At 43.5% G+C, this 14,808-nt stretch carries 15 protein-coding genes and 1 tRNA gene; 10 read left to right on the forward strand and 6 right to left on the reverse strand.

Annotated features, from left to right (window positions below; genetic code table 11):
- Positions 1-41: 41 nt before the first annotated feature.
- Both yajC and nusB read right to left on the reverse strand, forming a co-directional pair.
- A complete protein-coding gene (yajC, locus tag M9189_RS08055; RefSeq protein ID WP_250722220.1) occupies positions 42-356 on the reverse strand; it encodes a preprotein translocase subunit YajC in 315 nt (104 codons plus the stop codon).
- 61 nt (positions 357-417) lie between these two features.
- The gene (nusB, locus tag M9189_RS08060) at positions 418-1,368 is read right to left on the reverse strand and encodes a transcription antitermination factor NusB (protein ID WP_250722221.1); all 951 of its coding nucleotides are present in this window, start codon (positions 1,366-1,368) and stop codon (positions 418-420) included.
- A gap of 251 nt (positions 1,369-1,619) precedes the next feature.
- On the opposite strand from nusB, the gene M9189_RS08065 reads away from it, so the two are divergent.
- On the forward strand, positions 1,620-1,994 hold the full coding sequence (locus tag M9189_RS08065; RefSeq protein ID WP_250722222.1) for a DUF3276 family protein: 375 nt from the start codon (positions 1,620-1,622) through the stop codon (positions 1,992-1,994).
- Positions 1,995-2,053: 59 nt separating this feature from the next.
- On the opposite strand, the gene M9189_RS08070 is transcribed toward M9189_RS08065, so the two are convergent.
- Positions 2,054-2,353: a thiamine-binding protein gene (locus M9189_RS08070; protein ID WP_250722224.1), complete on the reverse strand. Its 300-nt coding sequence runs from the start codon at positions 2,351-2,353 to the stop codon at positions 2,054-2,056.
- A 136-nt stretch (positions 2,354-2,489) separates the two neighbouring features.
- Between M9189_RS08070 and feoB the strand changes: the two genes are divergently transcribed.
- Together feoB and M9189_RS08080 are read left to right on the forward strand one after the other, a co-directional pair.
- Positions 2,490-4,988, forward strand: coding sequence for a ferrous iron transport protein B (feoB, locus tag M9189_RS08075; RefSeq protein WP_250722225.1), 2,499 nt, complete (start codon positions 2,490-2,492; stop codon positions 4,986-4,988).
- 17 nt (positions 4,989-5,005) lie between these two features.
- Positions 5,006-5,182 carry a FeoB-associated Cys-rich membrane protein gene (locus M9189_RS08080; protein ID WP_250722227.1) on the forward strand — a complete coding sequence of 59 codons (177 nt, stop codon included), beginning with the start codon at positions 5,006-5,008 and terminating at the stop codon, positions 5,180-5,182.
- Positions 5,183-5,234: 52 nt separating this feature from the next.
- Here M9189_RS08080 and M9189_RS08085 read toward each other — a convergent pair.
- Both M9189_RS08085 and M9189_RS08090 read right to left on the reverse strand, forming a co-directional pair.
- A tRNA-Leu gene (locus M9189_RS08085) sits at positions 5,235-5,318 on the reverse strand.
- 112 nt (positions 5,319-5,430) lie between these two features.
- Positions 5,431-7,617 carry a S9 family peptidase gene (locus M9189_RS08090; protein WP_250722228.1) on the reverse strand — a complete coding sequence of 729 codons (2,187 nt, stop codon included), beginning with the start codon at positions 7,615-7,617 and terminating at the stop codon, positions 5,431-5,433.
- 165 nt (positions 7,618-7,782) lie between these two features.
- Here M9189_RS08090 and thrS point away from each other — a divergent pair, with 165 nt between their 5' ends.
- The 7 genes from thrS (at position 7,783) to lepB (ending at position 14,470) form a co-directional block, all read left to right on the forward strand.
- Positions 7,783-9,711, forward strand: a complete 1,929-nt coding sequence (gene thrS / locus M9189_RS08095; protein WP_250722230.1) for a threonine--tRNA ligase — start codon at positions 7,783-7,785, stop codon at positions 9,709-9,711.
- A gap of 260 nt (positions 9,712-9,971) precedes the next feature.
- Positions 9,972-10,472: a translation initiation factor IF-3 gene (gene infC / locus M9189_RS08100; RefSeq protein ID WP_256469264.1), complete on the forward strand. Its 501-nt coding sequence runs from the start codon at positions 9,972-9,974 to the stop codon at positions 10,470-10,472.
- Positions 10,473-10,515: 43 nt separating this feature from the next.
- Positions 10,516-10,704: a 50S ribosomal protein L35 gene (rpmI, locus tag M9189_RS08105; protein WP_473163702.1), complete on the forward strand. Its 189-nt coding sequence runs from the start codon at positions 10,516-10,518 to the stop codon at positions 10,702-10,704.
- A 78-nt stretch (positions 10,705-10,782) separates the two neighbouring features.
- On the forward strand, positions 10,783-11,133 hold the full coding sequence (rplT, locus tag M9189_RS08110) for a 50S ribosomal protein L20 (protein WP_250722233.1): 351 nt from the start codon (positions 10,783-10,785) through the stop codon (positions 11,131-11,133).
- Between the two features lie 300 nt (positions 11,134-11,433).
- A complete protein-coding gene (gene dapB / locus M9189_RS08115) occupies positions 11,434-12,147 on the forward strand; it encodes a 4-hydroxy-tetrahydrodipicolinate reductase (RefSeq protein ID WP_250722235.1) in 714 nt (237 codons plus the stop codon).
- Positions 12,148-12,177: 30 nt separating this feature from the next.
- The gene (locus M9189_RS08120; protein WP_250722236.1) at positions 12,178-13,617 is read left to right on the forward strand and encodes a S26 family signal peptidase; all 1,440 of its coding nucleotides are present in this window, start codon (positions 12,178-12,180) and stop codon (positions 13,615-13,617) included.
- A 7-nt stretch (positions 13,618-13,624) separates the two neighbouring features.
- Positions 13,625-14,470 (forward strand): signal peptidase I, encoded by an 846-nt coding sequence (gene lepB, locus M9189_RS08125; RefSeq protein ID WP_250722238.1) that lies wholly within the window; start codon positions 13,625-13,627, stop codon positions 14,468-14,470.
- Between the two features lie 109 nt (positions 14,471-14,579).
- Here lepB and M9189_RS08130 read toward each other — a convergent pair whose 3' ends face one another.
- Positions 14,580-14,777 carry a hypothetical protein gene (locus M9189_RS08130; protein WP_250722239.1) on the reverse strand — a complete coding sequence of 66 codons (198 nt, stop codon included), beginning with the start codon at positions 14,775-14,777 and terminating at the stop codon, positions 14,580-14,582.
- Positions 14,778-14,808 lie beyond the last annotated feature (31 nt).

The following is a 14,808-nucleotide window of genomic DNA, read 5'->3' on the forward strand; positions in this document are numbered from 1 at the left end:
CAAATGTAAGCATTGGCTTTTAAATATTGAGCTAAAAAAGATTATTTGCGAGGAGCAGCATCAGTCATATCCATGATGATGGCAGCTTTATCAATCTTTATTTCTACGCCGTTGGCAATTTCAACAATCATGTGGTTGTCCTTCACCTCCACTACTTTTCCATAGATTCCACCAGTGGTAATTACCTTATCACCCTTCTTAAGTGATTCACGATACTTACGCAATTCCTTTTGACGCTTCATCTGTGGTCTGATCATAAAGAAGTAGAAAATCACGATGATAGCAACAAAGGGTAATAGGGTTGAAACCATGCTTGGTTGTTGGGGTGCTGCTGCTTGTAATAAGATACTATACATACTCTGTCTTAATTGAATTAATAATGTCTAAAAGTAATACTCCGAATCGGTATTCGCAAATCTAAGATTTTTTTATGCTCTCAAACTCGTCCATCGGGATTTTTCCCTCCTTGGCCAGGTGCTCGACTATCTTGTCGAGTATTCCGTTGATAAAGAGCCCGCTCTTGGGAGTACTATAGTGTTTGGCAAGTTCAATATATTCATTAAGAGTAACCTTAAGCGGAATATTAAATGATTCCATGACCTCGGTAAGTGCGACCTGCATTATAACTATGTCCATAAATGCAACGCGTTCGAGGTCCCAGTTGCGTGAAAACTTGTTGATCAGTTCGGTATGCTCCTTTTGACGCTCAATAGTCTTGCGGAAAAGGTTACTGACAAAGTCCCTGTCCTCTTCATCCTTGAACTCATCCAGTAAAACCTGCTCATACCCTTTGTTTTCCTCAAAACTCTTTAGAGTTTTGATAACCATACTCACGATAAACTCAGACTCGTCATTCCAGTATATGCTCATTTCTTCAAGAGCAGAATAAAGAGGTTCATACTGGGCAATAACCTTCTCGACCAACTTAACAATAAATCTTTTCTGATAATCATAATCAAATTGATCTGATTCCATATAATCCCTGTAAAGCTCGGACTCGACTACCTTATTATACAGGGTATTGATGATAGCTTCGTTATCACCCCATGTAAGGCCCTTCTCCTTACTATAGTCCTGGAGTTGTTGGGAATGAATTAGTTGATCAAGTACTTTATTGTCTATAAAGCGAGTGTTGGGATTTAGATCTTCTGGCAAAGGCATTTTCTTTTGCTTGCCGATTTGGATCTTATTTACCGCAATGGTGTGGATATCGGTCAGAAGTAATAAGATCAGATGGTATAACTCGTAAGACTTTGATATGCTATGGAAAAGCTCCTTTTCCATTTCACGTATCGTAGTATCCCCTCTTTGGTTAAAGCCATATACCATCTGCATCACCTTAACCCTTAACAATCTTCTACTTAGCATTACAAAAAGAACTTTTGTTTTAAATTCGCAGCAAAAATAACTCAAATTTTCTATTGAGAACTATTTTGGCACCAAAACTAACAATTGAAAGCAAATCATTTTCCAATCTAATGAGAAATGATAATATTGCGGTTAAATAATTGAAACATTAAAAAAATTTTGTAAATAAACTTTCAGTAATTCAAAAAATAATTACCACATTTGAGTTTTGGAATTCAATAGTGCTTTTTTTTAAAACAAAACAGTTCGAGATGGAAGGATTTGATAAAAATGCCGAATTTGAAAGGAATGACAGAGACGAGATCTTTTCAAAAGCTGTAAGGGCCGGTAAGAGGACTTATTTCTTTGATGTGAAAGCAACCAGGAAGAATGACCTATACCTTACCATAACTGAAAGCAAAAAGAGATTCGAGGATGATGGCCGGTTTCTGTTCGAAAAGCACAAAATATTTTTGTACAAGGAAGACTTTGACAAGTTTGCAGAGGGGTTGAATGAGGCTGTCAATTTTATTAAGAATGCTCAGGCTGAGTATGCAGAAAACAGAGTTGAAGATGAAGATGAAAGCTTTGAATCTGTAGTAACCAACGAACTGAGCAACCTGGACTTTGAGGATCTTAGCGAATAACATCCGATAGATCAAATGTGAGAGAAGATGAGGCTGTCACGCGACAGCCTCATTGACACTTAGGAGTCGTACTTCTCCATTTTGTCGGAAATAGTTACATTACCTTCTGCCCTACTTTGTATTTTAATGTAACACATAAGGCTGTCTGCGCTAGCCTTATAGCATGCGTCTTGCACTTTTTCAACAAGTCTCATCACCTCTTCATAAGGACCCTCAATCACTGTCTCAAAGGGAGTTACCCTATAATTGAGTCCTGAAGCCGCAATCTCTGCGATTGCTTCATCCACTATTGCATATGGATGTTTGTCCTTGGCCGTTGGCAGTACCTGAACGGCAATGTTTACAATCTTGTCTTTCATCTTACATAGATATTAGTTGGAAAAAAACCCCATAAATGGGGATTGACCGATATTGTTGCAAAAGATATTTTTGCTGCTTATAATCTGGAAAGGGGCCTGACAAATATAGCAATTGCAGGCCAAAATTGAGGTATTGATGACATTAGCTGAGTTACAAAACGGTCAGGAAGCGGTTATTACAAAGGTAAAGGGCCATGGGGCCTTCCGGAGACGAATAATTGAAATGGGCTTTTTGAGAGGCAAGAAGGTCAGTGTAATCAAAAATGCTCCGCTCAATGACCCTATAGAATATCAAATATTAAACTACCTGGTATCGCTGCGTCGTGCAGAAGCTGCCCTAGTTGAAGTTGTTCCTGTCGAGGAATACGAGGAAATCAACGGCAGGCAGTTTTATGGCACCGAGCCCAATGGCAATGGACCTGAAAAGCCTGTTAACAACAAAGGCAAGACCATTGAAATAGCCCTGGTGGGTAACCCCAACTGCGGCAAGACCAGCATATTCAACTTTGCCAGTGGATCAAACGAGAAAGTGGGCAACTACAGCGGTGTGACCGTTGATATCAAAAAAAGTACCTTTTCGTACAAGGGCTACAGGTTTAACCTCTACGACCTGCCCGGCACTTACTCGCTTTCGGCATACAGTCCCGAGGAAATATACGTGCGTGAACATATCCGCCTGCAAATGCCGGATATCGTTATCAATGTGGTGGATGCTACCAATATGGAGCGCAACCTCTACCTGACAACCCAGCTAATGCACCTGGATGTCAAGGTTGTGATGGCTCTCAATATGTTTGACGAGTTCCAGCAACGAGGTGACCAACTTGATTACCGCCACCTGAGCAAGATGCTCGGCATTCCGATTATCCCCACCGTAGGATCTAAAGGCAAGGGGCTTACGGCTCTGTTTGACAAGGTAATCAGTGTCTTTGAGGACAGGGCTCACGACTACCGCTCAGTTCGCGTCAACTTCGGCCAATTTCTCGAAGACAGCATCGGCAAGGTTGACGACTGCATCAAGCAGAATAATGATCTGTCTGTTGAGATACCCCCACGTTATCTAGCTATCAAACTGCTGGAGCACGACAAGGAATATATCAAGCTGCTTAAAAAGGCAGGTTTTACTGAAATACTGGATCTGGCTGAAAAAGAAAGAGACAGGATTGAGGACGAGACACGCGAGGACGCTGAAACCGTCTTTACTGACGCGCGCTACGGCTTTATTGCCGGAGCGCTGAGGGAGACATATAAGGAGAATCCTGTCATCCGACGCAAGGTCACTGACGCCATAGACAGCGTACTGACACACAAACTTTTCGGTTTCCCCTTCTTTTTCCTGTTCATGTGGGTTATGTTCCAGACTACCTTTAGCCTTGGAGCCTATCCCATGACCTGGATAGAAAACGGAGTGGCACTTTTGTCCGGGTATCTTGACAAGGTAATGGTTGAAGGGTCTTTTAAAGATTTGCTGATAGACGGTGTTGTGGGAGGTGTAGGTGGTGTGATAGTGTTCCTGCCCAATATCCTGATACTGTTCTTCTTTATCTCCTTTATGGAGGATACTGGCTATATGGCCAGAGCTGCCTTTATAATGGACAAGGTGATGCACAAGATAGGGCTACATGGCAAGTCCTTTATACCGCTGGTGATGGGCTTTGGCTGCAATGTGCCGGCAATAATGGCTACAAGGACTATAGAGGACAGGAACAACCGACTGTTGACAATATTGATCAACCCCTTTATGTCGTGTAGCGCACGACTGCCGGTATATATACTGTTTATTGCAGCATTCTTTCCGGAGTATCCGGGAACCTTGTTGTTTATCCTCTACGGCACAGGAATCCTCATGGCTGTGCTCATAGCAAAGTTGTTCAAGCGCTTTATTTTTACAAGAACTGACCAGCCCTTTGTAATGGAGTTGCCACCATACAGAATGCCAACCATGAAGGCTGTCGTGCGCAATATGTGGCATAAGGGACAGCAGTACCTACGCAAGATGGGGGGTGTCATAATGATCGCTTCTATTATTATCTGGTTCCTCGGTTATTACCCAAGGGAAAGCAGCAACTCTCAGGCAATGGCAACAGAGATCGAGAATATCAATAATCACTATGAATCACGGGTTGCTGACGCTTCAGAGGAGGATCATGCAGATATCCTGGCAGTTAAGTACAACGAGATAAGTAAACTTGAGGAAAAAATTCACAGAGAGCAGCAGGAAGAAAGTTATATAGGCCGATTGGGTCATGCAATTGAACCATTGATTGAGCCTCTTGGTTTTGATTGGAAGATGGGTGTGAGTCTGCTCACCGGAGTTGCCGCCAAGGAGGTGGTTGTAAGCACCATGGCTGTGTTGTACCAGTCGCCCGATCACGGTGAGGCAGACAACAGTCTGCTGATAAATAATATAAGGAATGAAAAGACTGCTGACGGACAGCCGGTATTTACTCCATTAAAGGCCTTGTCCTTTATGATGTTTATTCTGGTGTATTTCCCGTGTATTGCAGTAATAGCAGCGATTAGGAAGGAAGCAGGAGCCTGGAAGTGGGCGCTCTTTACGATATTTTACACAACGGCTCTGGCGTGGCTTGTGGCATTTGGCGTATATCAAGTCGGAAGCTTGTTGGGGTTTTAATAAAAAATGGAGGTATTATGTTACAGGACATCCTTACATATATTACAGTAGCTGCAGCAATAGCCTATGCTTTGTTCCAGCTTATACGTTCCATCCAGAGCAGCAAACCTGGATGTGGTACTGGTTGCAGCAGTTGCTGCAGTCCTTCTGATTTCAAAGCTTCAGCACTAAAGAAGAAGAAGGTCACAGTGTAAAGAGAATGCAAACAAAAAGCCCCTAAGTCTTATCAACCTAGGGGCTTTTTTGTGCCCAGAACAGGACTCGAACCTGCACATCCTTACGGACACTAGTCCCTGAAACTAGCGCGTCTACCAATTCCGCCATCTGGGCGTTTCAATTTTGACGCTGCAAATATAAAAAGTTAAACTTTCCAGACAATAACAAACTCCGGAAATTTTCAACCACAGCGCCAAAATTTACACATCCTTCAGGTAATGAGGAACTAATTTTTGAGGTTCCTCTCCAGGAAATCAAACTTCATTTGGTAAAGGTGTAGCCTTGTATTTCCGCCCCTTATAAAGTGATTCCTGTTGGGATAGATAAACAGGTCAAACTGCTTTCCGGCCTGTACCAGTTTGTCAACAAACTCGTAGGTATGCTGAATATGGACATTGTCATCGACAGTGCCGTGAACCAGCAACAGACGTCCATGCAGGTTTTCAGCCATCTCTATCGGAGAGAATGCATAACCTGACGGATTCTCGGCTGGCTTACGCATAAAGCGCTCGGTGTAGGCAGTGTCATAAAACTTGTGATTCAACGGAGGTGCTATTGCAATTCCTGCCTTAAACAAATTACTGCGACTTAAGCATAGGGTACTGATAAAACCTCCATAGCTCCATCCCCAGATTGCAATATTATTGGCATCCACATAGCTTTGTTGACTCAGGTATCGGGCAGTTGAGATCTGATCATCGCTCTCCAGTCGTCCCAGTTTCATATAAGTCTGCTTTGAAAACTCCTCACCTCTGGCAGCAGTACCGCGTCCATCAACACAAACAACCAGATAGTTTTTCATTGCAAGGTAGTATTCCCAACCCATCTCCCACATGTCAAGTACCTCCTGAGAATCCGGACCACCATACTGTACCATCAGTACAGGGTATTTGCGGTTTTGATCAAAGTCAAGAGGTTTTATCATCCAACCATTCAGTTCAACACCATCCTCAGTCCTGAATGTAAAGAACTCCTTATTTGGCAGCTTGTATGATGCAAGTTTTGCCTTCAGGTAGTTGTTGTCATTAATCACATACTGCAGTTTACCTTTCTTGTCCAGGACCTGATAAACCGGCACCTGAGAAGCTGAGCTGAACTCATGAACATAGTATGAGAAATCGCTGCTGAAAGTTGCTTTGTTGGTACCCTCCTTAGCAGCAACAGGAGTCATCTTAGTGCCATCGAAGTTTACCGAATAAACCTCACGACGCAGTGGTGACTTGGCTGCAGCCTGGAAGTAAAACAACCTGGATGCTGCATCATAGCCGTAATAATCCGTCACATCCCAGTTTCCCTTTGTAAGTTGCCTTACCTTGCGACCGTCCAATGAGTACAGGTGCAGGTGGAAGTAACCGTCAAGTTGTGCCTTGTAAACGAAGTGTTTACCATCGGGCAGGAAGTAAATACCTTTAATACAATCCTCACTGACATAGCGACTATTGCGGTCGGTCATTATACTGCGGGTAAGACCAGATGATGAGTTTGCCAATAGCAGGTCGAGTTGATCCTGTCTGCGATTGAGCATTACAATAGCCAGTTGGCCGGGCTCATTGGTCCACTGAATCCGAGGGATATAGATATCATCTCCCTTGATATCCATCTTCTTGGTGGTACGATTCTGAATATTGAAAACATGCACCGAGACGACCGAATTGGCTGTCCCAGCCTTAGGATATTTATAGGTGTATTCACCGGGATACAGTTCGTATTCCTTGTACTCAGGATAAGAACCCTTGTAATATTGCAGAGTCCACTGCTTTACCTGAGACTCATCAAATTTGATATAGGCCAGTTCCTGGCTATCAGCCGACCAGTCAAAGGCACGTGTAAAAGCAAATTCCTCCTCATATACCCAGTCGGCTGCTCCGTTAATAATGGTATCCTTGGCACCATCGAAGGTAATCTGGTTCTCGGTACCAAAGCGAAGGTTCTTGATAAAGATATTGTTATCCCTCACAAAGGCCACGCTGTAGCCATTGGGTGCAAACGTTGCATCACGTTGCGGGCCATTCTTTGACAAGGGTTCAACCTCCCTCCTCTCGATGTCGATAACGTAGTAATCGGCAATAAAAGAGCGACGGTAAATTCTGTTGCTGTTGTTGTAAACAAGAGCACGGCTACCATCAGGGCTAAAAGTAAAGCCCTCAATGGACTCAATAGAAGCACCCTTTAGGCTGGAGACATCCACCAAAACCCCAACGGGTTTTGGCGAGGTAAATGAGTATTTTACGATTTTGGTTCCATCTTCCTCAAGACGGGCATAGTGTTTACCGTCATTCAGCGGCACAATCTTACCAGGAGTTTCTGCCTGGAAAACCGGCCTGGACACAAAATCCGCCAGTTCCAATCCCTGCTGGGCATTTACATTAAGCAGCAATCCGGATAGTAATATCGAAAAGACTAACTTCTTCATTGATCAGTTATGTTTAGATTTTCAGTAAGACAACAAAAATAGGCGACTTTAGCAAATTAACAAACAAGAACAATGCCGTACAATTTTGAACTGTCAAATTCACATCCTTCCGTAAATTATATATCTTTGTGTGTTTTTTGAAAATCAAGATTAGACAAGCATATCATGATAAAAATCACATTTCCCGACAATTCGGTACGTGAGTACGAATCAGGAGTAACAGGCTACGAGATAGCAAGGGCAATCAGTCCCCAGCTGGCCAAAGAAGTGTTGAGCATCACAGTTAATGACGCACTATGGGATCTGACCCGCCCCATCACTACAGATGCAACGATTAAGCTGCACAAGTGGGATGATGAGGAAGGCCGCCATGCATTCTGGCACTCTTCGGCTCACCTTATGGCTGAGGCCTTACAAAGCCTTTATCCGGGGATCAAATTTGGTATCGGACCTGCAATAGAAAACGGTTTCTATTATGATGTGGATCCGGGAGATGCAACAATTACCGATGCCGATCTGCCTAAGATTGAGGAGGAAATGCGTCGTCTTGCTAAGCAAAACAATCAATATGTTCGCAGTGAGGTTCCCAAGAAGGAAGCACTTGAGTTTTTCAGCCATGACCCGTACAAGGTAGAGCTGCTCAATGATCTGCAGGACGGAACTATCAGCTTTTATAAGCAAGGTAGCTTCACCGACCTGTGTCGCGGACCTCACCTGCCTAACACAGAGCATATAAAGGCTATCAAGCTATTGAACGTAGCCGGCGCCTACTGGCGTGGAGATGAAAAGCGCAAACAGCTGACCCGTATCTACGGTATCACCTTCCCCAAGCAAAAGATGCTTGATGAGTATCTCGTTCAATTAGAGGAAGCTCAAAAGCGTGACCACCGTAAACTGGGTAAGGAACTTGAGCTTTTCACATTCAGCCAGAAAGTTGGACAGGGTCTTCCATTGTGGTTGCCACAGGGAGCTCGTTTGAGAGAGAGACTGGAAAACTTCCTTAAGAAAGTTCAGCAACAATATGGCTATGAGCCTGTTATTACACCACATATTGGTAACAAGGATCTGTATGTTACATCAGGTCACTATGCCAAATATGGTGCCGACTCATTCCAGCCAATACATACACCAGCCGAAGGCGAGGAGTTTTTGCTGAAGCCGATGAACTGCCCTCACCACTGTGAGATATATAAGACACGTCCCCGCTCCTACCGTGATTTGCCATTGCGCTTTGCGGAGTTTGGTACCGTATATCGTTACGAGCAGAGTGGTGAGTTGCACGGACTGACCAGGGTGCGCGGGTTTACTCAGGACGATGCTCACATCTTCTGCAGGCCCGACCAGCTCAAGGAAGAATTTATCAAGGTTATTGATATTATTTTCTACATATTCAAGACACTTGACTTTAAGGAATATGTAGCACAGATATCACTGAGGGATCCCAACAACAAGGAAAAGTATATTGGTTCGGATGAAAACTGGGAAAAGGCCGAGAATGCCATTATCGAGGCATGTAAGGAAAAAGGTCTTAACACAGTTGTAGAATTGGGCGAAGCAGCCTTCTACGGACCGAAGCTTGACTTTATGATCAAGGATGCGATTGGACGTAAGTGGCAATTGGGTACCATCCAGGTGGACTACAACCTGCCTGAGCGTTTCGAACTGGAATATATCGGTCAGGACAATGCTCCACACAGGCCAGTAATGATTCACAGGGCACCGTTCGGTAGCATGGAACGCTTCGTAGCTGTATTGATCGAGCATACCGGAGGTAAGTTCCCATTGTGGCTAACCCCAAATCAGGCAGTCGTGTTGCCTATCAGTGAGAAATTTAACGACTATGCACAGGAAGTAGTGAACAAGTTGAAGGCTGTGGATGTTCGTGTATCAGTAGACGACCGTAACGAGAAGATTGGAAGGAAGATTCGCGACAACGAGTTGAAGAGGATTCCTTATCTGTTGATCGTTGGAGAGAAGGAAGCTGAAGGCGGTATGGTTGCCGTTCGCCGTCAGGGAGAAGGCGACAAGGGAGTGATGACGATTGATGAATTTGCAGCACTGATAAATAAAGAAGTTGCTGATTCATTAGCATAACAACACCTCTATTGGCTCAGTATTCATTAGCTTTCATCTGAGTCGGTCGAAGTGAACAAGGCCACGATGGTGCAAAGTCATGCAAGAAAAAAAATCTGTATAAATTTCTTGTATCAATTGAAATCAATATCTTTGCACCCTCAAAAGCAACTTTTTCAACTGGGTGAATTAACAATAAGTATAATTAAACATAGGAGGGCAATACTATAGGACCAAGAAGATATCCGGTACAACCCCAAAAGGACGAGTTCAACTTCCGTATCAACGAAAAGATACGAGTACCACAGGTTCGCCTGGTTGGTGAAAACATTGAGAATCCCGGGGTTTACCCTATCAGCGAAGCTTTAAAGTTAGCAGATGAGTTAGAACTGGATTTGGTAGAAATTTCTCCAAAAGCCGATCCTCCAGTATGTAAAATACTAGACTACCAGAAGTTTCTCTATCAGCAAAAGAAGAAACAGAAGGAGATGAAGCAGAAGACCATACAGGTTACGGTCAAGGAGATTCGTTTTGGTCCGAATACCGATGACCATGATTACAACTTTAAGTTGCGTCATGCGGAGAAGTTCCTCAATGAAGGATCAAAGGTCAAGGCCTATGTATTTTTCAAGGGACGTAGTATTCTTTTCAAAGAAAAAGGTGAGATACTATTGCTCAGATTCGCTCAGGATTTGGAAGAAATTGGAAAAGTTGAGCAAATGCCAAAGCTGGAAGGTAAGCGTATGACAATGTTCCTTACCCCAAAGCCAAAAAAGAAGTAGTTGAGAAGATCAATCACTTAAATATATCTGAACAATGCCTAAAATGAAGACGAATTCCAGTGCTAAGAAGCGTTTTACTATCACTGGAAGTGGAAAGATCAAGCGTAAGCATGCTTTCAAGAATCACATCTTGACCAAGAAGGAAAAGAAGAGAAAGAGAAATCTAGCTCTACCCGGACTGGTTCACAGTTCTGATGAGAAAAGCGTGAAGCGCTTATTAGCAATGAGGTAATCAACAAATTATTAACCGAGTGAATTAGCAACAAAGATTCCCTGACAGGGAACGCTAACCATTCAAAAAACAGAAATTATGCCTAGATCAGTAAATTCTGTAGCTTCCAGAGCTCGTAGGAAAAAGATTTTAAAGTTGACCAGAGGCTATTTTGGCAGCAGAAAAAACGTATGGACAGTTGCCAAGAATGCATGGGAAAAAGGTCAATTGTATGCTTACCGCGATCGTAAGCGCAAAAAGGGACATTTCAGAGCATTGTGGATACAGCGTATCAATGCTGCTGCTCGTCTGGAAGGTCTTTCATACAGCAAGTTGATGGGACTTCTTGCAAAAGAAAACATCAAGATCAACCGTAAAGTACTTGCTGACCTTGCAGTAAATCACCCGGATGCCTTCAAGGCAGTTGTGAAACGTGCAACAGCTAAATAAATCCTAAGACCGAACTTGGTTATTAAATTTTAGGGTTAAATCTTACAGAAACGTCCCCTCGTGGGGACGTTTTTCTTTTACCCCCTCCCACTTCTACACAGTTACGCATCAGGCAAGATTTTCTCAGGTTAGATTACCAGGCATTCCATTTTCACAGTACGTACCTGCAAAGCGTGTAGCATACAGGGTAATTGTTGCTCACAGTCATATTTTTCCCACATATCCCGCTTTCGTGATATCTTTCAGGCAAAAATCTCCTTAAATTTTTATCTTTGTCAGGTTAAGTAAAACAAGTTCCAAATGAAGATAGCACTTATTGGATATGGCAAGATGGGCAGGACCATCGAGAAGATCGCGTTGTCGCGTGGACATCAGATCGTAGCTAAAATAGACCCCGTCAATGGCGAGGATTTTACAAGTCCCAGTCTTAAGGAGGCAGATGTTGCGATTGAGTTTACCAGACCTGAAACAGCATTTATAAACTATCTGGAATGCTTCAGGCTCAATCTGCCTGTTGTGTCGGGAACTACCGGATGGCTGGAGCGTATGGATGAGATCAAGGCTCTTTGTGAGAAGGGACATACCTTCTTTTATGCATCCAACTTCAGTATAGGGATGAATCTGTTCTTTGAGATCAACAAGCGTCTGGCTCAGTTGATGAATTCACAGCCGCAATATGAGGTGAGCATGACAGAGGTGCACCATATCCATAAACTTGATGCTCCAAGCGGAACTGCAATAACCCTTGCCGAAGGAATATTGGAGAATCTGAGTCGCAAGAAATACTGGGAACTTGACAAACCTTCAACAGGAGATGTGATTGGTATCAAAGCCGTACGAGAAGGAGAAGTACCTGGTACCCACATTATAAATTATATCTCTGATGTAGATGAGATTACCATCGAACATAAGGTAACATCACGAGATGGACTTGCTTTTGGTGCGGTTCTTGCAGCCGAGTTTGCCATTAGCAGGAAGGGTTTCCTGACTATGAGCGATATGCTCAAATTCTAGGTTCAGTAATAATTAATAACAAAGCGTATAATGGATTTCAAGGGTATCCCAACCTCTCGTAAGGTAAGGTTTTTTATAGCTCTCATAGCTTTTGTTCTGACTGTGATTTGGATAGGCAACTACTGGCTGTTGCTTGGTGTGCCCGTAATATTTGATATTTACATTAGTCGTATTGTGCCCTGGGGAGCCTGGAAGCAAAAGAAGGAAGGTCAGAGGCCCCCTGCCTGGGTAGAATGGGTAGATGCACTGGTCTTTGCACTTGTAGCTGTATATATCATCAATATTTTCCTGTTTCAGAACTACAAGATCCCTACCTCTTCCCTTGAAAAGACATTGCTCGTAGGTGACCATCTGTTTGTAAGCAAGGTAAGCTATGGTCCCAGGATGCCCATCACTCCGATAGCATTTCCGCTGGTGCAAAACACCTTCCCCATCACAAATAGCAAGTCATATACAGACTGGCCCACATGGGACTATAAGAGACTTAAGGGCTTTGGTAAGGTAGAGCGTAACCAGATAGTGGTATTCAACTTCCCGACAGGAGATACAGTGCCATTCTATCGCCCAAATCCAGACTACTATATCACAATTAAGGAACTGGGTCAATATGCTGCTATGCGTAACCCTTCCCTTATTGAAGGCAAGACCTTTGCTTCAGAATATGAAGAACGCCAGTTTTTTAACGAAATAGGTCGCAGGCTGGTACAAAGCAACTCACAGGAGTACGGGGATGTTCGTTACCGTCCTGTTGACAAGAGAGACAACTATGTAAAGCGTTGCATCGCCCTCCCGGGCGATGTGTTTGAGATTCGCCATAATCAGGTTTATATTAACGGACAGCCAGCAGAAAACCCGGAAAACCTACAGCACAATTACCTTGTTGTTACAGATGGAACCATATTGCCAAAGCAATTCTTTGACAGACTTGGTATTTCGGAAGATGACAGAAGAGAAGGAGGAACAGGGCCAAACTACGTACTACCTCTCACCAAAGCTATGGTTGAGACAATAAAGAGTTACGATATTATTAAGGCTGTGGAAGTTGATGAACGCAAGCCCAACGGATCTGGATCAGAGGTATTCCCTTATAGCAAGTATTTCAACTGGAGCAGGGACAACTATGGTCCGTTGCGCATCCCTGCCAAGGGAGAGACAGTTGACCTGACCATTGAGAATATCCTGCTTTATGAACGCATTATCTCAGCATATGAAGGTAACAAGCTTGAAGTAAAGAATGGTACCATCTATATCAATGGAGAGGTAGCCAACAGCTATACCTTCAAGATGGACTACTACTTTATGCTGGGAGACAACCGCCACAAATCGGCTGACAGTCGTTATTGGGGTTTTGTACCCGAGGATCACATTATTGGCCGTCCAATCCTTGTCTGGTTGTCAGTTGACAAAGACAAAGGTTTCCCGGGCGGTATTAGGTGGAACAGATTTTTCAAGTGGGTGAAGAACGATTAAGTACCAGATGAAGAAGGCAGTCAGGGTATTAGTATGGCTTGCAATTGGTTTTGGAATATCAGAGTTGATATACCATTATGGACTGGAGCTGCTGAAAGTACCCACTTCTTCAATGTCGCCCGGCATAGAGGCCGGCGACTATGTTCTGGTAAATAAGTTTATTCCTGGTCCACGATACAAAGCCAATGATCCCAACCGCTATGGAAGGTTTGCACTTTCCAGATCATTGAATTATGGAGATATAGTTGTATTCAACTTCCCAGAAGCAGACACGATAGTACCCAACAAGCCCGGAGAGAGTTATTATCTGCTTCGCAGGAGAGATGCTGGGATAGATACATTGCTTACTGAGGAGTATTGGGGAGAGCTGGAAGCTTTAAAGGTCACGCAACGTCCCAGGATGATAAAGAGAGTCGCTGCATTGCCGGGTGATAATATTCAGATTATCAGAGGTGTCTTAAATGTAAACGGAGCTGAGAAGGACTTTCGCATCAGCAGTGGCGATAGCGTTATAATACTTCCTCCCGGGGTATATGATCCCTATGTCTTTCCGGGCAATTACCGGCATGGCTGGAATGTTGATAATCTGGGTCCGTTTTACCTTCCAAGGAAGGGAGATGTGTTGGTATTAGACCCAAAGACTTTCCCGTTGTATGAGCGGATTCTCAAGGTTTTTGAGGCTTCGGCTATAGAGCAACGAGGAAATAGTTTTTATCTGGACGGCAAGCCTGTACAGCAGTATGTTTTCAAGATGAATTATTATTGGGTTCATGGCGACAACCGGAATCGCTCCTTTGACAGCCGCTACTGGGGTCCCGTCCCCGAAAACCATATTGTAGGTATTGTGAGGTAAATACCTCTCTCAAAAAGTATCAATCCTTTACCATATTGCAACAATAAAAAATTGCAGGAACCGTAGGTCCCTGCAACTAAGAACTTTATTAGCAAGAGACTATCTCTTACTATTCAAATGGATTGTTTTCAAAACTTCTGCTTTTATTGCTCTGATCTAACCCTTCTCCACTTTCATCTGCTGGCTCTGGACCACCTGTACCACCTGGGTTGTCTGGATTATTCTCACTAGACATCACCAAGGAAAGCTCTGAGTCTAGTAGAAATTCTGCAATAAGTGGTCGGGCATATATCTTTCGTTTCACCATTAACTTAGTATTACATCGGAGCAAATTTAAG

It is taken from the genome of Xiashengella succiniciproducens, assembly GCF_023674465.1.
Classification (GTDB): domain Bacteria; phylum Bacteroidota; class Bacteroidia; order Bacteroidales; family Marinilabiliaceae; genus Geofilum; species Geofilum succiniciproducens.